21 protein-coding genes and 1 pseudogene are annotated in these 26,791 nt (G+C 49.5%); 9 read left to right on the top strand and 13 right to left on the bottom strand.

The annotated features are described in order from the left end of the window. A partial coding sequence (locus tag P0G09_RS13705) for a hypothetical protein (RefSeq protein WP_275252931.1) occupies positions 1-261 on the top strand: 261 nt, incomplete at its 5' end. A 451-nt stretch (positions 262-712) separates the two neighbouring features. Here P0G09_RS13705 and P0G09_RS13700 read toward each other — a convergent pair. Next, positions 713-1,117 carry a hypothetical protein gene (locus tag P0G09_RS13700; RefSeq protein ID WP_275252930.1) on the bottom strand — a complete coding sequence of 135 codons (405 nt, stop codon included), beginning with the start codon at positions 1,115-1,117 and terminating at the stop codon, positions 713-715. Between the two features lies 1 nt (position 1,118). Here P0G09_RS13700 and P0G09_RS13695 point away from each other — a divergent pair, with 1 nt between their 5' ends. The 5 genes from P0G09_RS13695 to P0G09_RS13675 all read left to right on the top strand — a co-directional run bounded on the left by P0G09_RS13695 (position 1,119) and on the right by P0G09_RS13675 (position 9,780). Beyond that, positions 1,119-1,475, top strand: coding sequence for a TnpV protein (locus P0G09_RS13695; protein WP_117530303.1), 357 nt, complete (start codon positions 1,119-1,121; stop codon positions 1,473-1,475). A 368-nt stretch (positions 1,476-1,843) separates the two neighbouring features. Then, complete coding sequence (locus P0G09_RS13690; protein WP_275252935.1) at positions 1,844-7,615, top strand: DEAD/DEAH box helicase family protein; 5,772 nt, start codon at positions 1,844-1,846, stop codon at positions 7,613-7,615. Between the two features lies 1 nt (position 7,616). Further along, positions 7,617-7,946 carry a plasmid mobilization relaxosome protein MobC gene (gene mobC, locus P0G09_RS13685; protein ID WP_275252928.1) on the top strand — a complete coding sequence of 110 codons (330 nt, stop codon included), beginning with the start codon at positions 7,617-7,619 and terminating at the stop codon, positions 7,944-7,946. A gap of 110 nt (positions 7,947-8,056) precedes the next feature. After that, the gene (locus P0G09_RS13680) at positions 8,057-8,335 is read left to right on the top strand and encodes a hypothetical protein (RefSeq protein WP_005924630.1); all 279 of its coding nucleotides are present in this window, start codon (positions 8,057-8,059) and stop codon (positions 8,333-8,335) included. Positions 8,336-8,397: 62 nt separating this feature from the next. Then, entirely contained in the window at positions 8,398-9,780 is a 1,383-nt protein-coding gene (locus P0G09_RS13675; protein ID WP_097839618.1) for a relaxase/mobilization nuclease domain-containing protein, read from the top strand. 56 nt (positions 9,781-9,836) lie between these two features. Here the strand turns inward: P0G09_RS13675 and P0G09_RS13670 are convergent, their stop codons facing one another. Then, complete coding sequence (locus P0G09_RS13670) at positions 9,837-10,031, bottom strand: DUF3873 family protein (RefSeq protein WP_005924624.1); 195 nt, start codon at positions 10,029-10,031, stop codon at positions 9,837-9,839. A 318-nt stretch (positions 10,032-10,349) separates the two neighbouring features. Here P0G09_RS13670 and P0G09_RS13665 point away from each other — a divergent pair, with 318 nt between their 5' ends. Together P0G09_RS13665 and P0G09_RS13660 are read left to right on the top strand one after the other, a co-directional pair. After that, positions 10,350-10,514, top strand: coding sequence for a hypothetical protein (locus P0G09_RS13665; protein WP_170126654.1), 165 nt, complete (start codon positions 10,350-10,352; stop codon positions 10,512-10,514). A gap of 190 nt (positions 10,515-10,704) precedes the next feature. Further along, positions 10,705-10,962, top strand: a complete 258-nt coding sequence (locus tag P0G09_RS13660) for a DUF6061 family protein (protein ID WP_097775136.1) — start codon at positions 10,705-10,707, stop codon at positions 10,960-10,962. 86 nt (positions 10,963-11,048) lie between these two features. Here the strand turns inward: P0G09_RS13660 and P0G09_RS13655 are convergent, their stop codons facing one another. Next, positions 11,049-11,459 carry a hypothetical protein gene (locus P0G09_RS13655; protein ID WP_242700168.1) on the bottom strand — a complete coding sequence of 137 codons (411 nt, stop codon included), beginning with the start codon at positions 11,457-11,459 and terminating at the stop codon, positions 11,049-11,051. Between the two features lie 157 nt (positions 11,460-11,616). Then, positions 11,617-12,150 (bottom strand): annotated as a pseudogene (locus P0G09_RS13650) (Bro-N domain-containing protein); the annotation flags it as partial. Between the two features lie 220 nt (positions 12,151-12,370). On the opposite strand from P0G09_RS13650, the gene P0G09_RS13645 reads away from it, so the two are divergent. After that, positions 12,371-13,258 carry an MATE family efflux transporter gene (locus tag P0G09_RS13645; RefSeq protein ID WP_342760536.1) on the top strand — a complete coding sequence of 296 codons (888 nt, stop codon included), beginning with the start codon at positions 12,371-12,373 and terminating at the stop codon, positions 13,256-13,258. Positions 13,259-13,357: 99 nt separating this feature from the next. On the opposite strand, the gene P0G09_RS13640 is transcribed toward P0G09_RS13645, so the two are convergent. The 9 genes from P0G09_RS13640 to cls form a co-directional block, all read right to left on the bottom strand. After that, entirely contained in the window at positions 13,358-17,185 is a 3,828-nt protein-coding gene (locus P0G09_RS13640) for a GLUG motif-containing protein (RefSeq protein WP_227612051.1), read from the bottom strand. Further along, the gene (locus P0G09_RS13635; protein WP_055189758.1) at positions 17,157-19,622 is read right to left on the bottom strand and encodes an MMPL family transporter; all 2,466 of its coding nucleotides are present in this window, start codon (positions 19,620-19,622) and stop codon (positions 17,157-17,159) included. Before P0G09_RS13635 ends, P0G09_RS13640 begins: the two co-directional genes overlap by 29 nt. A 25-nt stretch (positions 19,623-19,647) precedes the next feature. Next, the gene (locus tag P0G09_RS13630) at positions 19,648-19,983 is read right to left on the bottom strand and encodes a hypothetical protein (RefSeq protein WP_055189757.1); all 336 of its coding nucleotides are present in this window, start codon (positions 19,981-19,983) and stop codon (positions 19,648-19,650) included. Positions 19,984-20,168: 185 nt separating this feature from the next. After that, on the bottom strand, positions 20,169-20,600 hold the full coding sequence (locus P0G09_RS13625) for a hypothetical protein (protein WP_005921183.1): 432 nt from the start codon (positions 20,598-20,600) through the stop codon (positions 20,169-20,171). Next, a complete protein-coding gene (locus P0G09_RS13620) occupies positions 20,590-21,654 on the bottom strand; it encodes an FUSC family protein (RefSeq protein WP_275252926.1) in 1,065 nt (354 codons plus the stop codon). The genes P0G09_RS13625 and P0G09_RS13620 overlap by 11 nt, the downstream gene beginning before the upstream one ends. Before the next feature lie 33 nt (positions 21,655-21,687). Further along, positions 21,688-22,731 carry a HAMP domain-containing sensor histidine kinase gene (locus tag P0G09_RS13615; RefSeq protein WP_005929825.1) on the bottom strand — a complete coding sequence of 348 codons (1,044 nt, stop codon included), beginning with the start codon at positions 22,729-22,731 and terminating at the stop codon, positions 21,688-21,690. Then, positions 22,731-23,441: a response regulator transcription factor gene (locus P0G09_RS13610; RefSeq protein WP_129873037.1), complete on the bottom strand. Its 711-nt coding sequence runs from the start codon at positions 23,439-23,441 to the stop codon at positions 22,731-22,733. The genes P0G09_RS13615 and P0G09_RS13610 overlap by 1 nt, the downstream gene beginning before the upstream one ends. Then, entirely contained in the window at positions 23,420-24,853 is a 1,434-nt protein-coding gene (locus P0G09_RS13605) for a phospholipase D family protein (RefSeq protein ID WP_275252925.1), read from the bottom strand. The genes P0G09_RS13610 and P0G09_RS13605 overlap by 22 nt, the downstream gene beginning before the upstream one ends. 210 nt (positions 24,854-25,063) lie before the next feature. Then, entirely contained in the window at positions 25,064-26,623 is a 1,560-nt protein-coding gene (gene cls / locus P0G09_RS13600; protein ID WP_005921174.1) for a cardiolipin synthase, read from the bottom strand. Between the last annotated feature and the right edge of the window lie 168 nt (positions 26,624-26,791).

The following is a 26,791-nucleotide window of genomic DNA, read 5'->3' as shown; positions in this document are numbered from 1 at the left end:
CATATGAAAAACAACAGCCCGCAAAAGCACGCTTTCATTTCTTGTCTCATCTTGGTAACAGGAATATTGCTCGTGGTAATAGGCGCAATGACAACAAAGGAGTACAAAATCAACCTGTGCCTGTTAACCGGTGCAATAGTTGTTATTGGCGGCATTGTATATCATCTCATTATGATGAAATGTCCTTATTGTGGCTGCTCGCTTGTTGGTTATAGACCAATCCCTAAAGAGTGCCCAAAGTGTCATAAAAAGTTTGAATAATAATCGATCTTTATTACATCCCTTGCGGGCAACCCTAAAACGGTTGCTCGCTATTTTTATACCCTAAAATCTGAAGAAGGAGGCCAAAATGCCAAGCAAAACCGAAGAATACCTTGCCCTCGCCCAGCGCACGGCCAACGGCTTGACCCGGTACTGGGAAAGCTGGACGGACTACCTGACAACCGCATCCCGGCTGTACAAGTATCCCTTTGCAGACCAGTTGATGATCTACGCTCAGCGACCCGATGCCACAGCCTGCGCCGATTACGACGTCTGGAACAACCGCATGAACCGGTATGTCCGGCGCGGCTCCAAGGGTATCGCTCTGCTAGACGAATCCAGCGGATTTCCCCGCCTGCACTACGTTTTCGATGTGTCGGACACCGGGGTGCGCCGTAATTCCCGTGACCCCGACCTGTGGCAGTACAACGATGACCTGAAACAGCCGGTTTCAGAAATGCTCGCCGCCACCTACGGCATCAGCGGAGAGCGTGTCAGCCAGCAGCTTGCGGACGTTGCGGGGAAACTGGTGGCAGATTACTGGGACAACAACGGCGAGGACATCCGTGCCATCGTTGACGGTTCGCTCCTGATGGATTATGATGAAGCCGGGGTGGAGATGCAGTTCAAGTCCGCCGCCGCCATCAGCGTCACCTATACGCTGCTGGAACGCTGTGGTCTTGAGCCTGCCGGGTGGTTCGACAAGGACGATTTTCAGGCGATCTACAATTTCTCCACCCCGGATAGTGTTTACGCCCTCGGCGCAGCCGTCAGCGACATGAGCCGGGAGGTGCTGCGCAACATCGAGCGCACCGTAAAAACAACCATTCGCCGCCGCAATGCAGAAAGGAGCCAATATGAATACGAACAGCAGGAACGTGACCTACTCGACCGTCGGGGATTACCTTCTCCCGAACCTGACCCTGAACCAGCCCCGGAAGCCGCTGGGCAAGTACGGCAGGCTGCGCCGGACGTATCTGATGAACCATCGCCCGGTGCTGTACCACACGATGCTTCTGAACGGGAGTCTGTACCCGCACCTGATGGAGGTGGAGCAGACGGCAGAGAGCCGGATGCGGCAGAGCATGGAGCAACTTCTGAAGCAGAACCCGGCCCCGGACAAAGCGCAGAACCAACTGATGTGGGTGCAGCACATGAACAGCCTGAAAGCGCAGGCAGAGGAACTGGTGATGACGGAGCTGATTTACAGCTAAGTTTTCTGGATGCGCCCATCCCCACCGAAGCCCAGCAAATTGAAAAAATCGACCGAGCGGAGAGCGAAAAAACGCCCTCCGCTTTTGTTTTGTCGCAGGCTGAAATTGAGAACGAGCTGCGGCGGCATGGTTCAGGGTTTGCCGGCGGCAAACAGCGCATTATGGCGCTGTACCAGACCCAGCCTGACCGCAAACTCCGTGCCAAAGCACTGGCAAAGGAGTACGGCATCGGTGGGCATTCCCACGATTTTCTGGATGGCAGCAGCGGTTTTGTAAATCATGATGGAAAAGGACTTGAATTTGACCACTACCCGGATCATCAAAAAGTTACGTTAAGCTGGACACAGGTCGAGAAATACATCGACCTGATGATTCAGTCTGACCGCTACCTGACCGATAAGGAAAAAGAGCATCGTGCCGCCGTGCAGGAAGCGGAACGACAGCTCCCAATGCTGGATGGTGATGCCGCTGCCGAATACAATGCTCTGAAAGAGCAGTACCCCAATACCCTGATTGGCTTTGAACTGGGCGGATATTTTCTGTTCTATGACAAAGATGCAATCACTGTAAAGGAAGTTTTTCGTTCTAATTTGCTGTCACAGGAAAATGCGCTGGGAAAAGTCAAAGTGACCGGCTTTTTGCGCAGAGAGTGGGTAGCAAAATCGCAGAAGCTGTGGGCCGAGGGCAACAGCATCTATCTAGCCGGACAGGGCGGAGATGGTACCCACCATCAGACAAAATATCTGCGAGAGGAAGATTATCTGCCGATCGGCATCATCATCAAGCTAGATGGCCGGGATTTCCGTGTGGATCACGTCAACTTCATGTTCAAATCCGTCAGCTTGCAGGACATGGACTTGACCAACAGCGGACAGCCCATCTTCCGGGTTGAACGGTTGCCCAATATCCGGGAACTGTATGAACAGCAGCAGGATGAAATTATTGACGTTTCTCCTGAAAAGGCTGTTGATTACAAGGTCGGTGACGAAGTTGTTGTTGACCTTCCCACCCGAACCATCGAAGGCAAAATCGGCTATGTTGGCGAAACCGATGTGCGCATCGACACCAGCGCGCATGGGCAGTCGTGGGATAACGAGGTACTCAACAAGCAGCAATTCGAGGACGGTCTGCGGCGGGATGAACCTACACCTGATGAGGAACTGGACAAGTTGCCTATCTCTGTGGAGGTCAATGGCGAGTGGCAGACCTTTCCGGATGCTGCTGCCGCAGACGAAGCCCTGAACGCTGAACCGATACCGGAAGCCGCAGGAAATTTTCACATCACGGATGATAATTTGGGTGTCGGAGGCCCCAAGCAGAAATTCGCCCGCAATATTGAAGCCATCCAGACCTTGCGCACTTTGGAGCAGGAGCATCGCGGTGCCACCGCCGAGGAGCAGCAGGTGCTTTCGCAGTATGTAGGCTGGGGCGGTCTTGCAGATGTCTTTGACCCCAACAAGGAAAACTGGTCTGCCGAGTACACCCAACTGAAAGGGTTGCTCACCGAAGAGGAGTATGCCGCCGCCCGCGCTTCCACTCTGAATGCACACTATACCTCTCCGGTGGTAATTCGCGCCATCTATGATGCTGTGGAAAAGATGGGCTTCCAGTCTGGAAATATCTTGGAGCCTTCCATGGGTATTGGCAACTTTTTCGGTATGCTGCCCTCTGGCATGGCTGACAGCCGTCTGTATGGTGTGGAACTGGACAGTATCACGGGCCGGATTGCCCAAAAGCTGTACCCGGAGGCCAACATCAAGGTGGCCGGATTTGAAACCACGGATAGGCGGGATTTCTACGATTTAGCGGTCGGCAACGTACCGTTTGGCAATTACAAAGTCAACGATAAAGCGTACAACAAGCTGGGGCTTTCTATCCACAACTACTTTTTCGCCAAGACTATCGACCAAGTGCGACCGGGCGGCATCGTGGCGTTCGTCACCAGCCGCTATACTATGGACAGCAAGGACAGCACCGCCCGTAAGCACATGGCAGAACGGGCCGATTTGCTGGGTGCTATCCGTCTGCCGAATAATGCGTTCCGTGCTAACGCTGGTACGGATGTTGTCAGCGACATTATTTTCCTGCAAAAACGTGACCGCCCTGCGGACATCGAACCTGCATGGGTGCAGTTGGGCAAGACCGAGGATGGCTTTGCCATCAACCAGTATTTCGTAGACCACCCGGAGATGGTGCTGGGCGAGCTGACCACCGAAAGCACCCAATACGGACGGGAGGACCTGACCGTTGCACCCATCGAGGGCACCAGCCTTGCAGACCAGCTTGCCGAGGCGGTACAGCACATCGAGGGCAATTACACTGCGGTGAAGATTGCTGCCCCGGACGTCGCAGATGCGGAAGCACAGCGCAAAACGCTGCCCGCAGACCCGACTGTGAAGAATTTTAGCTATACGGTTGTTGATGGCGAGATCTACTACCGAGAGAACTCTATCATGACGCAGATCGAACTGTCCGACAACGCCAAAGGCCGTGTAGCTGGTATGGTGGAGTTGCGGCAGATCGTCAACGAACTGATTCAGCAGCAGTTGAACGACTACCCGGACGAGGACATTAAGGCATCGCAGGCCAAGTTGAATGCCGCCTATGATGCCTTTACCGCAAAATACGGCCTGATTAACGACAAGAAAAACGCACGTCTGTTCGATGATGACAGTTCCTACTATCTGCTCTGCTCACTGGAGAATCTGGACGAGAATAAAAATCTCAAGTCCAAGGCAGATATGTTCACCAAGCGGACGATTCGGCCAGAGCGTGTTGTCACCAGCGTGGATACCCCCAGCGAAGCGTTGGCGGTGTCCATCGGGGAACACGGCAAAGTAGACCTGCCTTATATGGCAGAACTGCTGGGCACTCCCGGCAACTATGAGCGCATCACCACCGAACTCTCCGGCGTGATTTTCAAAGATCCTGCCGCCGATGCAGACGACCCGGAAGCAGGCTGGCAGACTGCGGACGAATACCTTTCGGGTAATGTACGCGATAAGCTGCGGATGGCACAGCTTGCTGCGGAAAGTCACCCGGAGTTCAAGGTTAATGTGGACGCACTGACCAAGGCACAGCCCAAAGATCTGGAGGCATCTGAAATTGATGTGCGTTTGGGTGCCACTTGGCTTGCCCCTTCCATCGTGCAGCAGTTTATGATGGAAACTTTTCAGCCGCCCTATCGTATCCGCTACAACAATGCCATCACCGTTCGCTACTCCCCTTACACTTCCGAATGGCGAATCAGCAATAAATCTGCTACTGGCTTTGGTGACATTATGGCCACTGAAACCTACGGTACCCGCCGAGCCAACGCTTACAAGATTTTGGAGGATACCTTGAATTTGCGTGACAGCCGCGTCTATGATACCATCGTGGAGGATGGGAAAGAAAAGCGTGTGCTGAATCAAAACGAAACCACCCTCGCCCAGCAGAAACAGCAGGCCATCAAGGATGCTTTCGCTGGCTGGGTCTGGAAAGATCCGCAGCGGCGGACGCTGCTGGTGAAGAGGTACAATGAGCTTTTTAACAGCACCCGACCCCGTGAGTATGACGGAAGTCATATTCATTTTGTGGGCATGAACCCGGAGATCAATTTGCGAGAGCATCAGCGCAATGCGGTTGCCCATGTGCTGTATGGGTACAACACCCTTTTGGCGCACGAAGTCGGTGCCGGCAAGAGTTTTGAGATGGCGGCTTCCGCTATGGAACTGAAACGTCTGGGCTTGTGCCAGAAAAGTCTTTTTGTCGTGCCAAACCATTTGACGGAACAATGGGCCAGCGAGTTTTTACGCCTGTACCCCAATGCGAAGCTGCTGGTTACCAGCAAGAAAGATTTTGAACCCGGTAATCGAAAAAAATTCTGTGCGAGAATTGCGACCGGCGACTACGATGCAGTTATCATCGGGCACAGCCAGTTTGAAAAGATACCCTTGTCCGCAGAACGACAGGAGCGTCTGATTCAGGAACAGATGGATGAAATCGAGGAGGCCATCGAAGAAGCGAAAGCGCAGGTTGGCGAGCATTTCACGGTAAAGCAACTGGAAAAGCTGCGCAAGTCTTTGAAACAGAAATTGGAAAAGCTGCAAGGCACAGACCGTAAAGATGATGTGGTTACGTTTGAACAATTGGGCGTAGACAGGTTGTTTGTGGACGAGAGCCAAGCGTTTAAGAACCTCTACTTGTACACGAAAATGCGTAATGTCGCAGGTTTGAGCACAAGCGAGGCGCAAAAATCCAGCGATATGTTCGGCAAGTGCCGCTATCTGGATGAAATCACCGGAGGCCGTGGCGTGATTTTTGCAACGGGTACACCCCTGAGCAACAGTATGACCGAGATGTACACCCTCATGCGCTACCTCCAGTACAACACCTTGCAGCAGAAAGGGTTGACCCATTTTGATGCGTGGGCTTCTACTTTTGGTGAAACTACTACTGCCATCGAACTTGCCCCAGAAGGCACCGGATACCGTGCGCGCACTCGTTTTGCAAAGTTCTTCAACTTGCCTGAACTGATGGCGATGTTCAAAGAAGCAGCAGATATCAAGACCAGCGACCAGCTTCATCTCCCGGTGCCTGATGCAAAATTTGAGACGGTGGTGGTCAAGCCTTCGGAAATCCAACAGGATATGGTGCAGGCATTGAGCGAACGTGCAGCCGAAGTCCACAGCGGTTCTGTTGACCCTTCTGTGGATAATATGTTGAAAATTACGTCGGATGGCCGCAAAATCGGTCTTGATCAGCGGCTGATGAATTCCGCTCTGCCCGATGACCCCAACAGCAAGCTGAACGCCTGCGTCAACAACGTCCTGCGCATCTGGAACGACACCAAGGAGCAGAAGCTGACCCAGCTGATTTTCTGCGATATGTCTACTCCCAAGGGGGACGGTTCGTTCAACGTCTATGATGATATTCGCACCAAGCTGCTCAACGCCGGTGTGCCCGAACAGGAGATCGAGTTCATCCACAACGCAGATACAGAGAACAAGAAAGCAGAACTTTTCTCCAAGGTACGCAGCGGACAGGTGCGTGTGCTGCTGGGCAGCACTGCAAAGATGGGAGCTGGCACCAACGTCCAGACGCTGCTTGTGGCGGTGCATCATCTGGATGTAGGCTGGCGTCCGTCTGATATGACCCAGCGCAACGGTAGAATTATCAGGCAGGGCAATAAAAACAAGCAGGTTTACGTCTATAATTACGTTACCGAATCGACCTTTGATGCCTACTTGTACCAAACCTTGGAGAATAAGCAGAAGTTCATTTCTCAGATTATGACGAGCAAATCTCCCATGCGCTCCTGCGATGATATTGATGAACAGGCTCTGTCTTACGCAGAAATCAAGGCTCTGTGTGCAGGCGACCCTCGCATCCGGGAAAAGATGGACTTGGACGTGCAGGTAGCAAAATTGAAGGTGCTCCGCGGAGACTTCCAGAATCAGAAATATCGTCTGGAGGATAAGCTGCTCAAAACTTTCCCGGAGGAGATCCAGAAACAGAAAAACCGCATTGCTGCTTTACAACAGGATTCACAGATTGCAGCAGCACACCCACAGGACAAAGAAAACTTCTGCGGCATGACTATCAAGGGCATGGTGTACGATGACAAAAAGGCTGCGGGCGAACGGCTGCTGCTGGCTCGGCAGGAGATGCCCAATGCTGATATGATGCTGCTGGGCACCTACCGTGGCTTTGAACTGAACATTCGATTCGACAGCTTCAAAAATGAGCATCAGGCAGTACTCCGGGCAGAGTTGAGTTACCCGGTGTCGCTGGGCGATGATGCGCGCGGCAATATCACTCGTCTGGACAATGCCATCGACAATTTCGCTGACCGTATTGCAGATGCCGAAAATGCTCTGCAAAACCTTGAACAGCAGAAGCAGGCCGCAGAGGTCGAAGTGGCAAAGCCCTTTGCACAGGAGGAAGAACTGGCCGAAAAGTCTGCCCGCCTTGCTGAATTGAACGCCTTGCTGAACATCGACCGTGACCGCAGTTCCTCGCAGGATGCTCCCGAAGAAACCGAGGAAACCGAAACACCTGCAACTCGTCCGTCTGTGCTGGCTGCACTGGGGGAAAAGACCAATCAGCCGGAGCCTGTCAAACCGTTCAAGAGTTATCTGGATAAGGAGGGGCGATAATGTGAAAAAGCGGGAACACCGTCTATTTATTCGTGTGACCGATGCAGAACGAAACCGCATTTTAGATAAGATGTATGGAATGGGCATCCACAGTCTGAGTGCCTATATCCGCAAAATGGCACTGGATGGCTACTGCCTGAACCTCGACCTTCCACAGCTGCGCCGAATGGCTTATCTGCTTCAGAATTGCAGTAACAATCTGAATCAGGTCGCCAAACGCGCTAACGAAAACGGCAAGATCTACTCTGCCGACCTTGCTGATCTGCGCACCCGGCTGGACGAACTGATTTCCATTGGCAAGCAGATTCTGACTAAACTGGCAAATCTCTAAGAAAATTCCCGCAGTTGGAGGACTGCGGGTGTACATATAATGCTTGACATCCTTGCAGTGCAATAGTCGATACCTTTATAATAAGAGCGAACAGAAAGGAAGTGCCTGATATGATGTCTATCCTGAAGAAAATTGTTCTTTTCCCGGTTTCTCTCTTTGTGGCTTTTCTGGCTCTGATGGCGAAGTGGCTGCTCACGTTGTCCAGCTATGTGGTTGCTCCGCTGATGCTCTACATCTTCGGCTGCGGCATCTACACTGCCTACCGCCAGACTTGGGATCAGTTCTTTATCCTGCTGGTAGCTGAGTTCATCTGCTTCGTTCTCTTTTTCGGTGCAACAGCCATCACCGAGGACATCGGACGTTTCAGTGAGTGGCTTGCCGAACTGTAAGAAATAGTTTTAATCGTTTGCCGCCTTCGGGCGGCATTTTTCTTTTATGGGGGTGATTCAGGATGGCCGCGACACGGCTGATCGCGTTGCACAAAAACAAGGGCAAGTCGGTTGCGGCTTGTCTGAAAAGCCGCACAGACTATGTGCAGAATCCAGATAAGACCGAACAAGGTGAACTGGTAAGCTGCTACGAGTGTAGCCCTCTGACAGTCGATGAAGAATTTATGCTTTCCAAGCGGCAGTATGAACTTGCTACCGGGCGCAGACAGAAAAGCGACATCATCGCCTATCAAATTCGACAGTCTTTCAAACCCGGTGAGATCACCGCCGAGGAAGCCAACAAGGTGGGCTATGAACTTGCCATGCGGTTTACCAAGGGCAAATACGCTTTTATCGTTGCCACCCACACAGACCGTCACCACATCCATAACCATGTGATTTTCAACTCCACCGCATTGGACGGTTCAAAAAAGTTCCGGGATTTTTTCTTTTCGGCACTGGCCGTTCAGCGGTTGAGCGACTTGATTTCTCTGGAGCATCAGCTCTCTGTTATTGAAATAAAGCCCTACCGGGAACGGCAGAAACGTACCCTCTATCCACCCAAAGAAAGCAATCGTGATAGGCTGTGTGGCATCATCGACAGCATCCTTGCAGAAAAGCCCAAGGATTACGAAGATTTTCTGCAAAAACTGGAACAACAGGGTTATGAGGTCAAGCGTGGAAAATACACTTCCGTCAAGGGCGCACGGCAGAAGCGGTTCATCCGCTTCAAAACGCTGGGGGCTGGGTACAGTGAGGATGAACTGCAAGCGGTGATTGCGGGAAAAACCGAACACCGTCCGCGTCAGACACAGCCGTTCCAAGAGCCGCCGTTCCAATTGCTGGTTGACATTCAGGCAAAGCTCTCCGAGGGCAAAAGCGAAGGCTATGCACGATGGGCGAAAAAATATAATCTGAAAGAAATGTCCAAGACGCTGATTTTCTTGCAGGAGCACAAAATTGGCAGCGCAGATGAACTGAATGAACGCACAGCGGCGGCAACAGAAAAATACCACCAGCTGGGAGATTCCATCAAAGCCGCCGAAACACGGATGGCGGAAATTGCTGTGCTGAAAACGCACATCGTCAATTACGCCAAGACCCACCCAGTCTACGATGCCTACCGGAAAGCGGGATATAGCAAAAAGTTTCTGGATACTCACCGGGAAGAAATCACACTGCACAAAGCAGCCAAGGCCGCTTTCGATGAAACTGGCTTAAAAAAGCTGCCGAAGGTCAAAGCACTGAATGCAGAGTATTCCGATCTTCTGACCCAAAAGAAAACAGCCTACCCGGACTATCGCAAGGCACGAGAAGAAATGCAGGAGTTGGTAAAGGCACAGAAAAATATTGAATTGTTCTTCGCAGAAGAAAAAGACGCACAGGAAAAGCAGCAGACACGATAAACGAAAGTCGCCGAGGATTCTAACCCTTTCATGGGGCGGAATCCTCGGCGACTTTTTTAGTTTATGTAGCAGCGGTCCTGCGTTACGAGCCAATCTTCACACAGCCGTTGGGCTTCATCTGTTGAGCGGCACACGCAATTGAACAGCTTGCCGTGCAGGGAACAGTAGGTGTAACGGATTTTGGGCACACCGTTCTCATCCCGAAACTTTGTGTAGCGTTCCTCACCGGGCATCAGATATAGCTGCTCCATTTCTGCATCGTCCTTTCCGTTTTCATGCGTCAGGCACACAACGCACCTATTCTACCACGAACATCGGAGTTATGCCATTGACGCTTGCACCAAAAAGCGACTCGGATTTTTGGAGAGAGTTTGTATTGACACATTCAAAAGCGTTCGGAAGGAACGCGTAGCCTGCACCGGAACGGTGCAGATCAGAAAGGGTTTGGGATTTCCCAACAAGCATTTTGCAACGCAAAATTTGCATTTGTGCGCACGAATGCACTGCTTGCCACAACAATGCGTCCTTTTTGTCCGCAATTTGTAATTTTCAGATTGGAGAAAAAAGCCATGGCAAAGACGAAGGCTGAAGAAAAAGCTCTCAACCTTGATCAGATTTTGTTTAACTGCCGGGATTATCTGCGCGCTGCGCGCAACTCCGGCTCGTTCTTTGAAAAGCGTGATATCCCCCGCAGTACAGCCCCGAAGTTCTCAAAAAGGTCATGGAACAGGTAGAGAACTTTGAGGAGAACAATTAAGCATTTTCTCGTTTTAATGTGGGATTAGATTGCTGTAGACCTTAATACAAAAAGATAGATAATGAAAATCTGGTGTCTGCTGGTACCAAAAAGCAGTTTGGCATCCTGAAAGACCTGATGAACCGCTCCGACGTGGATATCATCGTCAATGCCTGTGATGCAAGGTAGTGCGGTTAGGTGACTTAAGAGAGAAAAAAGAGACCTCATCTCGTAAAAAAGTCAATGCGGTCGTCTGCTTCTGTATTGAAATACAGTGGACGACCGCGTTGATCTTTGATGAGCAAGTACTGCCATGCCCCACACAGCGGGCAAAACTGGACGCGCTGCTGTATAATAATCCTTTGGAGTACGCCCAGCTTGTGCTGATTGGTGAGATTGAGCACTATCTCTCACTTGGTTGTGACCACGGTAGAATGGAAGACTAACCTTTAATTAAAATATCCAAAGCAGACAAAACAGCCATCTACTTGCGACTTGCAAATAGAGGGCTGTCTATTATTAACTACGCATTTTAACAATGATTTTTCTTTTCAACAATCATTCCGATAATAAACGAAAGTAGGAAAACGAGTAGCCAAATCAAAACTCCGTAGTGTGCCTTGAGCTGCCATACTTTTCCTATATACATATCCGGCGTGATTTTTGTGGCGTTTATTTTGATAATAAAATCGCCCAACACTTGTCCGATCAAAATTCCTGTCCAGTTTCCAGCTGTTGTGATAAGAGCTGCTCTATACATTTCCAGAAAACAGAAAGCAACAGATGCAACCCATAAACACAAATAATAATGGGCTGCTGTCCATTCAAACAAGTAGACTTCATGAAACACTGTTTGAGAAAGAAGATAGCACACCACATATGCTAAAAATACGATCAGCAAAAATCCGAGACAAGTTTTCTTTTTTGATGCTGTGTTCTTCATACGGCTTTTGAATCCTATTCCAATGTGTACCAACATCTTTGTGTTTCATTATAAAACAGCTTGGCTGCTTACTTCGATACTATTTCGACAGTTGGCATCTTGCCTTCCAATCCGAGTTCGTCATCTTCTGCAACTCTATAATTGGTAACATTTATTGAATAGCGTACTCCTTACCCTTTTGCACTCCGCGCTTCTTCCATTCATCCGTCAGCTCATTTCGGATGCGGATTGCCAAAAGCCGCTGATGAATCCATTCTTCGGAGTAGCCTTTCTTCAAATAGGTATCAAGCGCGCGGTCGATGGCCTGCTCCGGGTCGATGGTTTCCTCGATGCGTTCCTTGCCTACCATTGCCAGCCATGCCTTGAACGGCTCAGCCTTTTTGGAAGGAATCGACTGAATGATACGTAAAAGCTGCTCCGTATTGGCAACATCCGTAAGACGACGTTTGCCATCTGCTGCCTTCATTTTCAACTGACTACAATTTGTAGTCAGTTCACTGCCTTCGTTTTTCAGTCTAACTTTCAGAACGCTCCAATATTTAGCAGCACTTCGACTATCCTTTTGCTCGGTTAAAACCGCAACCACATCCACAATAGAAAAATACCATTCTTCCTTTTCTGCATCCCATGCAGTACGGATTTTCTGATCTTCAAAAAGCTGGATAGAGCTGTTATCGTTCACTTCTGCCATAGAGGGTTCCTCGCTTTCGTTGTCTAAGTCTATTTTACATGATTTCGGGCGGAAACGCCACCCGGTCTAAGCGTTTGGGATTCAAAAATCCGAACAATATTTTGTGCAGATTTACCGTTCCTGCATCTGCTCCTTTCCCGGTGTTGTCCGTAGGATGCCGTCCACATTCTGCTTGATGATGTCATATTCCTACATCGTGTTTGGCTTTGCCACGGTCAACATGGCCTCCCTGGCTTTTGAGAAGATCTTCCAGTCCGTGGGCCGGATGAAAGTGACCATGGTAGCCCTCATCGTGGGCTGTGTGGGCAACATTATCCTGGACCCGCTGCTCATCTTTGGCATCGGGCCGTTCCCTGCCATGGGCATTGCAGGCGCGGCGCTGGCCACCGGTATCGGCCAGGCACTGAGCACTGGTATCTACCTCGTGGTGTATGCTTCCACGGAGCTGCCCGTCCGGCTGCGCCGCGCCTGCCTGAAGCTGGACAAAGAGCTGGACACCCGGCTCTACTCCATCGGCATCCCGGCCATCCTCAACCTGGCGCTTCCCTCTCTGCTGGACACGTTCCTCAACAGCCTGCTGGCCGCGTTCTCAGGCAGCTATGTGGTGGTGCTGGGCATCTACTACAAACTACAGACATTCCTCTACCTGCCCGCCAACGGCATCGTGCAGGGAATGCGTCCCCTCATCAGCTACAACTACGGTGCCGGGGAGCACAAACGGGTACGCCGGCTCTACCAGATCACCCTCATCCTGAGCGCCGCCATCATGGCAGCGGGCACCCTTGGCTGTCTGGTGGCCTCGGAGCCTCTCATGCGGCTCTTTACCTCTACCCCGGAGACGGTGGAAGCCGGAAAAGTTGCTCTGCGGATCATCTGCCTGGGCTTTGTGGTCTCCGCCATCTCCACCACCTCTTCCGGCGCGCTGGAGGGTCTGGGCAAGGGCACGCAGTCGTTGGTGATCTCCCTGTGCCGCTACATCGTCTTCATCATGCTGCTGGCCTGGGTGCTCTGCCGACAGTTTGGCCCTGTGGGCGTCTGGAACGCGTTCTGGGCCACGGAAGTGCTCTCCGCCATCGTTTCCCTTATCGTCTACAAAAAGAGCGTCTGACACGTTTTCCGTATACGCAAAAAAGGCTCCGGGCCTGCACTCCCCTTTCACAGGGAGGCAAGCCCGGAGCCTTTTCCGTTTCAGCCCAAGGGCTGGTTTTTATTTGGTGTGCTGCTCGGTGCTCTGGTCGTCCGATTCAATCGGCGTATCCAGTTCCTCCACGGGGGCAGCGTTCTTTTTGGCCTTACGGGCCTTACGCTTGTGGATCAGCTTCCGTGCGAGGAATGCTGCCACCAGCAGCGCGGCTACCGTGCCGCCGCAGAGCTCCCAGAGCGGGATGCCCTTGGGCACAAAGGCCATGACGATCTCGGTCCCGGCAGCCGTAAAGGTGATGTAGCTGCCAAAGGTATCGGTAGGCACTTTGATCCATTTGCCATCCTGCTGGACATAGACGCTGCCCTGCTTGCCCTGCGGCAGATAGCGGATAGTGTGGGTCTCCTGCCCGTCGTCCGAGAAGTCCAGCAGCCACTGCTCGGTGGCATTGGCCACGCCGGACGGCGTCTGGGAGGTAACGCTCAGGGCATTGGAGCCGCCAAACAGGCCATCCACATAGAAGATCGGACGGCCGTTGATGCGGACATCAATGCTCTTCAGTGCCGGGGTGTAAGAGGTGTACAGCGCCGTGACCACGGTGTCCAGATGGAGGTCATCCAGCACCGGGGTGTTCCACTCGGCAAGGTAACCGTCTTTCTGGGGCAGTTCGGGGTAATCCGCCTCGGTAAACGATGCACCGTAAGTAAAGGTGCGCTGGTCCACGATGTGGCCGTCGGCCATAAAGGTCAGCGTCAGCTTCTGGAAGCCCTTGGGCGCGCCCTCCAGTGCCCGCATGGTATCGTAATCAATGGGCTCTGCCTGACCGGCACGGCTGATGCGGTCAACGCCGCGCAGGGTATCGGAGACAAACAGGTTCCCCGTGAACGTACCATCCTGGCCGCCGGAAATGGCGCCCCAATACTGACCGTCGGTGTTGCTGCTGCTCGTGGAGAGGGCCACTTCGGAGTCATCCCCGTCATCGTCCGGCTCATGGATCTCCACCATGGCGCGGTTATCCTTGATGATGCAGCTGTTGCCGGTCAGGACACTGTCCGCGCCCTGGCCCACGATGCCGCCAATGTACTTGCTGCCAGTCAGCTCACACTTGGCCCAGTTGGAGATCAGCTTTGCGGAGGAATGGCCTGCAATGCCGCCCACCTTGTTGTTGCCATCCACTTTGCCGTAAGCTTCGCAGCCCGTGATGTAGCCCAGATCCATCTCGCCGCAGATGCCGCCTGCCGCCTTTTTCTTGGAGGTAACGGTGCCCTCGTTGACACAGTTCATCACCACCGCGCTGATGGTGTACTCGGTGCGCAGGAGCGAACGGTTCTCATCCTTATCGTCGTCTTCGGGGTCAAGGGTGTTTTCCACCGCCATGGTACCCGCGATGCCGCCCACATTCATGTCGGCTTCCACGGTGCCGCGGTTGGTGCAGCCCTCGATCTTGCCCTCGTTCTGAGCCGTCAGGTTCTCGGACTCATCTTCAAAGATGTTCTTGCTGCCGGGGTCGCTGATCTCTTCCACAGCATCCAGCAGCAGGTTGGAGACCACATTGATCTGGTCGTTGATGGAGCGGAGGTTGCTGGTGAGGGTGTTGCTGGCCGAGAGCATATCCCGGTTGAGGGTGCTCATCTGGTCGGTCATGTTCGTCACAGCGTCAAACAGTTCATCCTTGGTCGCGGTCATCTCGGAAGAGGGGCGCGGCACATGGATGGGATCCTGCTCCGCCAGCCAGTGGACGATATCCGCCGCCTGGCTGGTCATGCTGGTCAGGCCGCTCATGCCCTCCGCCATGATGCCGAGGCTGGCGGACATGTGGCCCAGCGTTGCGCTGGTGAGGGCGGAATCCGTCTTGAGGATATCCAGAGACTTGTCAAAATCATCCGCAGCCTTGCCCAGATCCTGTGCGGCATCGCTCAGGGAATCCAGACCCGCCTGAATGGAGGCATTGCCGGAACTGATGTTGCCGGTGTTGAAGCCCAGCTTATCCAGAATATCTTCCAGATTGCCCAGCTGGTCGCCCACATTGCCAAGCGCGCCGGACATGCTGGTAAGGGCAGAAGCCATCTGGGGATTGCCCTGCTCCGAAACGAGGTTGGCGGTGTTGCCCAGCAGCGCGCCGATCTGCGTGGCCCGGCCTGCCATATTGCCCACGGCGCGGGTGACCTGCTTGCCGGCGGAAGCCAGCTGGCCGTCATCGGCCAGCAGCGTGGCGCTCCGCAGCAGACCCAGGCCGGTGGTCAGCAGCTTCATCTGGCCGCTCATGCCGGAGCCCAACGAGAGGATGCTCATGGCGGAATTCGCCACCTGCAGCAGGGAGATGGCTGTTTTGATGTGATCGTCCACCGCGTCACCGGACACGCTGGAATAGCCGCCCAGAATGGTGCTGATGGCGCTGCTCAGGCCGCTGTCATCCTTGCCCGGCAGCGAGGCGATCAGGTCGTCCAGGCCCTTGCTGATCTGCTCCAGACCCTGCTTGCTGGAATCCAGCGCGTCGCTGGCCTTGTGCGCGCCGGAAGAAGCCTTGGCCAGTGCCGTGGAGGCGGTCAGCATCTCGGCCGCCATCTCCGCGGTGACCCACTTGAGCTGGCCCACGGCGGTGGTCATCTTATCCAGTGCGTCGACACCCGTGTCCATCACGGGCTCCAGCCGGGTAAATGTATCGGAGATGAGGTCTCCCGTGCGGTCCACCTCGTCCGCCACTTCGTCAAAGTAATCGCCTCCCTGCTCCTGCAGACGGCGGGCTGCCTGCACGGCAGTGTCCATCTGAGAGTTCAGGGTGTTGAGGTCGGTATTGAGGAGGCTGGTGCTGCCGTCCATGTCATCGGCCGCGCCGTTGACCATGGTGTGCAGCGTGTCCAGCTCGGTGCGCAGACGGTTGATGGTGCTCTGGTCCAGGTCCAGCTCCACATAGGGCTCTGCCTGGCCGGCAATGCCGCCCACGTCCTTGCGGCCCTGTACCAGGCCCTGGTTGACACAGCCGGAGATCAGGCCATCGGTCCGGCCCACGATGCCGCCCACGTTATAGCCTACATGGGCATAGCCCACGTCGCCCGCGTTGGCACTGCTGAGGATCAGGCCGGAGGAGCGGCCTGCAATGCCGCCGGTATCCGAGGAGACATTGGAGATGTTATTGCTCAGGTCATCGCCCATATCCTTCTTGACCAGCTCCAGCAGGGTGGCCGGGAGGCCCTCCATATCGAGGGCGGACTCCTGATACTCGGAGTTGACGGCGCCCACATTGGTGCAGCCGGTGATGACACCGAGGTTGTAGCCCACGATGCCGCCGGTGGCATACGCACCGCTGACCATGGCACGGGAAGTGCTGTGGTCGATGGTTCCGCTCGTCTCATTGCGGCCCACCAGACCGCCCGCCTCCTCCTCGCCGTGGACAGCACCGGAGAACGTGCAGTTGATGATGGTGCCGTAGTTGGTGCCCACCAGACCGCCTGCGGTCTTCTGGGTACCAGCGGGATTGACCACACCCTTGATGGTAAGGTCCTGAATGGAACCGCCCTCTTCCAGGATGCCGAAGAAGCCGGCTGGAGAATAAGCCCCCACGAGGCTGACATCCGAGATGGTGTGGCCGTTGCCCTTGAACGCGCCGCTGAACGACGCAACGGGGGCCCACTCCGTATCCTCCAGCGAGAGGTCTTCCTGCAGGATCACGGTCTTGCCTTTGGACCACTGATCAAAGCCGCATTTGTCGGCAAAGGCCAGCAGGTCCGAAACACTGTTGATGTAAATGGTATCCGTCGGCGCGGTGTCGGCCGCAAATACCGGCAGCGCCGCCGAAGCCGCCAGCACCAGTGCCAGCAGCGCAGCGGTCAGGCGGTGCAGCAGCCGGGTGCTGCCCGCCGCAGACTCATTCGTCCGCATGGGAGTCGTTTTCATCCTGCACCTCCTGTGAGATTTTACCAGAAAGAACGGTAAGATGTACGTTTCCATCCACAACGGCGTTCATGGTACCGGCCACGGAGCCGTTCACCTCGCCCTGCACCATGCCATTGACACGCACCCGGCCGCTGGCCGTGTTGGTGTGCAGCACCACATGATGCATGGAGAACGAAGTTTTATCCACCAGCTTGCCACCCACCAGCAGGATCTGCGGCAGGACGAACAGCACCAGGAAGATGGAGATGATGGTACCGCGGCCCAGGCACTGGCCGATGCCCACGATGCAGGCATCGGACGTCATCTGACCGATAAGGGTACCGGCCACCGTCATGATGGTGCCGGAAGTGAGGATGGTGGGGAACGCAAAGTTCAGCGTCTCGATCATGGCTGTCTTATGGTCCATCTTATCCCGCAGCTCGTTGTAGCGGGTTGCAATAACGATGGCGTAATCGATGTTTGCACCCATCTGGATGGAGCTGACGATCAGGTAGCCCATGAAGTACAGCGGCGTGTGGATAAAAGCGGGGACGGAGAAGTTGACCCAGATCGCGCCCTCGATGACGAGGATCAGTAGGATGGGCATTGCCACCGACTGGAACGTGAACAGCAGGACGATCAGCACGATCAGCACGGAGACCACGCTGACCACGATGTTGTCGATGGCAAACGACTTCTGGAAGTCGTACTCGTTGGTGGCGTCGCCCGCCAGATAGATGTCGCCGTCCGGGTAATACTTCCGGGCGATGGTGCGCATCTGGTCCGTGAACTCATACATTTCATCCCCGCTCTGGAGGCTGGGGTTCAGGTAGACCAGAATACGGTTGTAATCCGCACCCTGCAGCTGGGCCTTTGCGCTCAGCATCTGGGTCTGGGCATCATGCAGGTCGTTGATCTGATCCTGGTCCAGGCTGACAATGCCGGAATCGACCTCGTCACAGACGTAGAGGAACATATCAATGAGCGGCACACTGTAGTTGGAGAAGTTGCCAATGACCTGGCCGTACTCATCATTTTCCAACGCGTAGCCTGTGTAGACCACTTGGGCCAGCTCGTAATCCAGGCCCGCCATCTCAGAGAACTGGCGGGAAGTGAGCCGGTCTTCCAGCATGTAGCCGTCCATGGCCTCAATGTTGGAAAGGCCGCGGGTGTGGTCCACCTCATCGTGGCTTTCCAGTTCTTTGATCATGGCTGCTTCCACCCGGTAATCGTCGTTCTTTGGTACGACGAGAGCCACCAGGTTGGACTTGGTAAAGTTTTCGTCGATCATGTTATCGGCGATCTGCGTCTCATTCAACACTGGCGTCTTGATCGGGCCGTAGCCATAGGCGTAGGGGCACTGTGTCTGGAAATGGTAGGCAAACACCAGCACCACTGCAAAGACGATGGGAACGATCTTGCGGGTTTTGTAAGCATAGCGGCCCACGAACGAGATCTTGGGCACAAAGTTGCGGTGCTTGGTCTTGCTCATGTAAGGGCCAAACAGCATCAGCAGGCCGGGCATGACCACGAAGACCGACAGCATGGAGAACAGGATGGCCTTGATGAGGCAGATGGCCATATCCGGGCCGATCTTGAACTGCATGAACAGCATGGCCACCAGACCGCCGATGGTGGTCAGGGAGCTGGAACTGATCTCCGGGATACTCTTGGCCAGCGACTCGATGACCGCCTCTTTCAAGGGCAGGGTCTCGTGTTCTTCTTTAAAATGGTTGCAGAAGATGATGGCGTAGTCCAGCGAAAGGGCCAGCTGCAGAATGTTCGTGACCGAGTTGGAAACGAACGAGATGGTGCCCAGCAGGAAGTTGGTGCCCATGTTGAGGATCATGCCCACCACGAAAGTGAGCAGCAGCACGGGAACTTCCGCATAGGTCTGGGAGGTGAAGATCAGCACCACCACAATGATGATGGCAACATACACCATGATGACATTGACTTCACGCTCAATCGTCTCCTCCTGCGTATTGCCCAGCGAGGTGGAAACGTAGATATCGTAGTCTTTCAGGTACTCCTTGACGCTTTCCAGCGTTTCCAGGCACTGGTCGTCGTCCTCGGGGTAATCGAATGTGATGGAGTACAGCGCCGATACATTATTATAATGGGCGGTGGTATCATCGTACTCGATCATCTGGATGCCCCTGAGGCCCGCCAGCTCGTCGTTCAGCTGGTCTGCCTCGTCCGGCGTGATGTTTGCCACCATGACATCGGCAGAACCGTAGGTGGTAAACTCTTTTTCCATAATGTCCAGGCCCATGCGGGTCTCGCTGGTCTTGGGCAGATAGGTGGTCAGGTCGCTTTCCACCTTGACCCAGCTGCGGGAGAAGATGGTGAAGATGGTTCCCAGAATGACGATGAGGAACACAAGGTTGCGCCGCTCAACAATTTGCAGCGCGAGCTTGTGCATAAAATCGTTTTTGGGCTGTTCCTGCTCGGTCATCGTGTTCCCTCCTCTCGGCATTGCATTACTGGAGTTTTGCAAGGATTTCCTCAGCCGTCATACCGCTGGCCAGCAGCTTCTTCAGCACATCTTCTGCTTCGCCTTTCTTTGCTTCTTCCATTGCCTTTGCTTCGGCGGCAGCTTTTTTGTTTTCGGCTTTAGTAAGTTCCTTGGTGGCGGCTTTCAATTCTGCTTTCTTGGCTTTCAGCTGCGTCTTCAGATCATCGAGATTTGCAGTCAGCGCAGCAACCTCAGATTCGATTTTTTCCTTTTCGGCGGTCTTTTCTGCAACGACGGCTGCATAATCAACGTTGGCATTTACAATACGGGTCTTATTCTTGCTTCCCTTGGGTCTTGCCATAATAATTTCCTCCCATACAGTGAAATAATTTGATACTTACAAGTATATTCCAAATAGTCAGAATTGCAATAGGTAACCTGAGCTGTTTTCAACTGCTACTGTGCCACATCAGAAGGTAGGGCTTCATAATGGCAAGATACTTATCGCATGCAGAACTTTCGTGCATATGCTTCTTGAGAATCCATCTAGTGAATACCGACACCCTCCATGATCTTTTCTATCCAATTTGTGGAAGAATCATTTTTCTCACTAAATGACCCCAAATAATGTGACGAACTCTCAACCTCTATTATTACACCATCCGGCATTCTGTATTTTTCTAAACTGAGATTCAAACCTTTAAGTGGGATTGTTCTAGCCAGTTGAGGAATAGAAACTGTATGGAGAATATCAATTTTTGATAAACCTCTATACGTTTCTGTCTTTTCGGCTTCACTTAGCAACCGTTCTGCATACTGATTTGAAATAACCTGTATGCGAAATTGTTCTTTTTCATCCTCGGTCATCTCAAGTGGAACGCCGTGCAATGTATCTACAATATAGGACGAAATTTTAGCGAAGTGCTCGTCAAAATCAGTGGTATTCAAATTTTCTTCCTGATTCACTTCACTCTGCATGTACGGTCACCTCACTTTCCTTTTTTTTAGGCATAAACCAATAAAATATAACACAAAATGCTAAAGCAAACACAACACCAAAAACATTTTGACTCACTCTAAGACTAACCGCTCCTTGTAGTCCATATGTCTTTGCAGCAATGGCTAAAGCACCAAATGTGTTAAATACTGCCTGCCAGCCATATTGTGCTGAAAATCCTACACCGATTCCACCAAGAATTCCTATATATGCATAGATTGACGAAGGAAGCAGAAAATATAATACTGTAAAACATATAACACCTGCAATATTTCCGACAATCCTTTTACGGACTCTGTAGTGCATATCTTCCATAGACGGCAAAATCACGGACATGGCCGCAATACCAGCCCACATTGCACGTGGCATATTACAAAGTTCTGCAATGCAAAGGACAATCGGTACGCATAAAATCTGACATAGCTGCCATTTTGTTCTGGAAGAAGTGATATCAAATTCTTGTATCAGATCTTTCAGATTTCTTTTATAAGTTCTGTTTTTATGATTTCGATAAAATACGAAACAGGTAAGTGCTGCACCTAAAGCCATTCCGACTAATCGCATCTGATAGCTTTTTCCCGTAACATCATAACCATATAGCAGCAGATACCCAAGAACCAATGTAGATTGATTAAACATGGATGGATTATGGCATCCGAACAGAATCAACACAGCCAGTGCCGCAATATTTAACAGCATTCCCAATACCGGTGAAAACTGATTTGCTAAATGCGGACATACAGTCATAATTACAAAGAACAAAGCCAAAAGCATCGTAGATTGTCCGGTGTGGATCCCCAGATCCGCATTCCTAAACACCATGAGACATAATAAGACTACTACACCTACAATGCTGTTCTCATTTCCAAATAGGATGCTGAAAATACTAACAAAGAAAAAACAAAATGCCATTGTAGCAGCTATCTTCACCAGATATACCCACATATGATATAGTTTTTCTTTTAGTGTTTCACTCTTTTTCAACAGGTTTTTAGAACCTGCCTGATTTAACTGCAACTCCTGATAAAATGTCATATAAATCCTCCCATCTTCTAATTTATCTTAAAACTAGATAATCTCATCTTTCTGCTTTGGCAGCTCTATAACAAATCTGCATCCACCATATTCACGGTTTTCTGCTTTGATTGTTCCTCCGGCACTATCTACAATCCGTTTTACAAGTGCAAGACCTAGGCCATTTCCTTCTGCTTTATGAGATCCATCTACCTGATAGAACTTGTCAAATATTCTGGATTTTACATCATCCTCTATTCCTGGTCCTTCATCTTCCAGAATGAACTTAACAGAATCCTGTTCTTGTTTCAGAAACATCGTAATTGTCCCCTTTGAAGGGCTGAACTTAATCGCATTATCTAAAAGATTTATCCAGATATGCATAAAAAGTCCTTCATTCGCAGTATATTTAACTTCCTCCAATTCTACCTGAAAACCAATTTCTTTTTCTGTCCATTTTGTTTCCAATGAAAGAACTGCCTGGCGGATCTGTTCATCCAGACGATATTCTGTTTTTTTCATTGGTATATTCTGATTCTCTAACTTGGATAACAGCAAAATATTACCAACCAATCCGGAAAGTCTTTGGGTGTTAAATAAGATTTTTTCTACATATTCCTCTTGATCCGGAGACAGTTCTTCTCCCTGAAGCAGCATTGTATATCCTTCAATGGCATTAATCGGGGTCTTAAACTCATGAGAAACATCAGATACAAAATCCATCTGCAGCACCTCTGTTGCACGAAGTTCTTTTGTCATAACGTTAAAACTTTGATAAGATTCTCCAACTTCTGCTATACGGCTGTTCGTTTCCAAATGCTGTTCAAAATCTCCCCGAGAAACTTCCTTCATTGCTTTACTAAGTCTTGTAATTGGTTCCAGTAACTTTGCATTAATAAAGGAAGTGATCAGCCCTGCAATCAATGTATTGAAAATCAAAAGCCAGCCAAGCACAGGTATGCTGCCCGGCAGATTAAAAAAATGATTCAAAAAAGCAAATAATAAAGCAGATATGACTGTTGAAAATACAAGTGCCAGCCAGATTGCACCAGTCAGACAGGATCGGATCCGCAATCCTTTTTCTTTCTTTTGTTCCATTATTTTTTCACCACCTTGTATCCAATTCCACGCATTGTTACGATTTCAAAATCAGGGTTATCTTTAAAACGCTCTCTGATTCTTCCTATATGTACCTCTATCGTATGTGGGTCTGCCTCCGTCTCGTATCCCCATACTTCATCCATCAACTGTTGTTTTGTAAATATTCTGCCTGGCGAAGCTGCAAGCTTATATAAAAGCAGGAATTCTTTTTTAGGCAAAGCAAGACTTTCCTTATCAGTTGTAACCGTCATTGCATCGTAATCAAACTCTGTTGAGCCGATCACAATTTTGTGTTCATTCAGTATCTGTGCACGGCGAAGCAGTGCTCCGACTCTTAAAACCATTTCATTCACATTTACCGGTTTTACCATATAATCGTCACTTCCCGAAAGAAATCCCTGGCGCATATCATCAAAGGAACCTTTCGCAGTGATCATAAGTACAGGTATCTGATATCCTGCTGAACGGAGTTCCGACACCAGTTCATAACCATCCATAACCGGCATCATAATATCAGAAATGATCAGATCAATATATTCCTTAACCAATACTTCTAATGCCTGTGCTCCATCCGATGCACTTTTGACTTGATATCCATTCTTCTCAAGCACTTTTTGGAATAGCTGGCTTAATTCTTTATCATCTTCTACAATCAATATTTGAAACACGTTTTCCTTCCTCCTTATTAAAACAGATACCTTGCCCATCCAAGCAGATGCTGTACCAAAAATATTTTTCTCTGACGTTTCTTTGTTAATTCGATTGGCTCTACATGATATGGATCACGATAGGTTCCATCTTCCAATACCTGGCGGGACACTCTTTCATATTCCATCATGCCCTCTTCCAACTGTTTATTAATATCTTTACTGCGAATTACAAGCATCAGTTCCGTATCCAGATATGCACTTCTCATGTCCATATTAAAGGAACCGATTACAGACAGATCATCGTCAATCAGAATACTTTTTCCGTGGTATGAATAACCGCCTTCATATTCCCAGATATTAATTCCTGTACTTAAGATTCTATTTCTGTTTTTCGCATAATCGGCAGCCCCAAATGGATTCCCATTATTCGCAACTGAATTTGTCATGATAGAAAAATCTGAAACGTTCTCTGCAATCTCCTCCCATGTATTATACATCATATCATTACAGATAATATATGGCGTGTGGATCTTCACACGATTTTTTGCATTTTTCATCAATTCTCCCAACTGATACCACACTACTGGTTCTTTGGAACCTGTGTGAATAGGATTTGACACTAATGCAATCTTTTCTGTCTCAAAAGTTTCGTCCGTGTAATCGGTATCGCAGATTCTTTCCTTATTCTCTTCAAAATATTTCTGATAGCCGTTCTGCAGCTCTAAAACTGCGTTCTTTACAGATTTTCTATTTGCCAGTTTTTTATTGTCATGAAAATAATCACTGTCTTCTTGTTCCCATATCGTTTCAAAATACTCTAACAACTGGTTAACTGAATTTTCTTTCTCAGGTTCATCGCAAACCACTAACACGTCTCTGTCATAGTTTTTATGTCCCGGAAAATCACCCAGGAAATAATTGTATGTATTTCTTCCCCCAAGAATATATCTCTTTCCATCTGCAATCAAATATTTATCATGCATTCTACCCATTATTTTCCACGGTTTCAACGGATTGGCCTTATTATACAGTTTAATTTCAACATTCTCATGGGAAGATAATCCATAGAAATACGGATTTCCTTCCATATCAATCCAGCTCTCCATTCCATCTACTAACAGACGAATATGTACACCTCTGTCTGCCGCATCATGCAGTGCTCCTAAGATCAATTTTCCACTTTCATCGGATTGAAATGCAAAAGTAGAAAGAATAATTTCCTTTTTTGCATTCTTGATCAAACGCACTCTTTGTAAAAGCGCTTCTGGATTCTTTTCTATGATTACTGCCCGTTCTGTATTTTCACTGCATTCGTTCCATGACCCATTTTTTGTTTCTTTTTTGGTTGTATTGGACACTTCCAGCTGCTTTTTATATGCAACGCAGATTCCGAGCAATTCATAAAAAGCCACACATAAAAAAACTGCCAGTATAACAAGAAGGATTTTACATATTTTATGCTTTTTCATTGTACATCACTTGATTCCTTTTTATTTCTTATTCTTATTCATTAGCAATACAATACAATAGAAAACTCAATTTAACCTCAACAAGGTTTGTTTTTTCATCCATGCAAAATCTTCTTTGTACAACAGACTGTTAGATATAGCAAAAACGGCCTTTCAAAAACAGTTAACTTCTAAATCAACTGTTTTTTGAAAGGTCGTTTCATCAGATTCTTATAGCAATCCAGCAAATAATCTCATAAATAATTGTCCCAGTCGCAAATATGCACTTCGTCCGGTTTGATATTGGTCTGTCACATCACGACATTCTCCCATCGTTCTTATCAGATCATTTTTTATTTCCACAACTGCCTGACAATCTGCCATAAAACAGCCGTTTTCAAAATGGTGATATAAACTTCGATAATCCAAATTAATTGTTCCACAAGTTGCCATACAGTCATCTGCCACACTCATTTTTGCATGACAGAAACCAGGAGTCCACTCATAAACACGAACACCATGTTTAACTAATCCATGATAAAAAGAACGAGTTACATTATAAATGAATTTTTTATCAGGGATACCAGGTGTGATAATTCTTACGTCTACCCCTCGCTTAGCAGCCAGACATAACGCATGCGTCATTTCATCTGTTATGATTAGATATGGAGTCATAAACCAACAATATTTTTCAGCTTTATTTATCATACTGATATAAACTTCTTCTCCGACCTGCTCATTATCCATAGGACTGTCTGCATAAGGCTGAACAAAACCTGTTTGCTGTGCTTTATAATCGTAATGAATAATGTATTTACTAAAATCAGTATCATTCGTAGCTTTTTCACTAACAGCATTCCACATTTCTAAAAATGTCACTGTAAGCGACTGAACAGCATCTCCTTCTAAACGAATACCTGTATCTTTCCACTGTCCATACGGGTGTGTGTAATTAAAATATTCGTTTGCTAGATTATATCCACCTGTAAATCCGACTTTTCCATCAATAACTGTTATTTTTCTATGATCACGATTGTTCAAAAACAGATTTAAACCTGGCATAAACGGATTGAATACACGGCAATGAATTCCTATTGTCTCCATTTTTTTCACAAAATCTGTGTTAATAAAGCCTATAGAACCCATATCATCGTAGAATACTCTAACTTCCACACCTGCTTTTACTCGCTCTTCCAGAACATCTTGAATCTTATGCCATGCTTCAGCGTCTTCTATCGCATGATATTCCATAAAGATAAACTTTTGTGCTTTCTCCAAATCCTTAAGCTGTGCCTCTAATCCTTTCACTGCTTCATCAAAATACACAATATCCGTATTCTGATAGATTGGATACTGCGAATTTCTTTGTATGTAACTTGCTATATTTCCTGCTTTCGGAATTGTTTCTTTTATTCTGCTCAAACACTCCTGACTGTCCGGAAGCATTGGTAACAATTTGCTATCAATTTCTGCATACCGCTCACGCATTTTATGTGTGCCACCATTCAAACCAATCAACAAATACAGGCCTACACCCATAATTGGGAAAATTAGAATTAAGATGACCCAAGGCATTTTCATAGAGGATGTCTTATTTGATGCGTACAATCCCAAAACCAAGATCCCACTCAAAATCCTTGTAAATAAATTTATGACTTCTGCATATTCATTCAAGCGTGTTACGATAGTAATAATAAAAATCACTTCCAGAAGAATGCAGATTATGGAAAAACACAGCCGTTTTACCCCATTTTTTGTTTTTGCTTTGCCCTCTAAAGTATCTTGTTTCATATATATTCCGCCTTCCTACTTGCTCAGTTTTCTCCCTAAATTTCGTGGAACATACCAATTTTGTCTTTTATTCTCTGCATTTCATTACACCGGACTGGATAAGTTTGGTGCGGATGTCCTCATACAGTGAAATAATTTGATACTTACAAGTATATTCCAAATAGTCAG

It is taken from the genome of Faecalibacterium sp. DFI.5.82, assembly GCF_029076575.1.
GTDB lineage: Bacteria > Bacillota > Clostridia > Oscillospirales > Ruminococcaceae > Faecalibacterium > Faecalibacterium duncaniae.
Note: the sequence above shows the minus strand (reverse complement) of the source record. Positions and strands in the feature narration are given on the sequence as shown.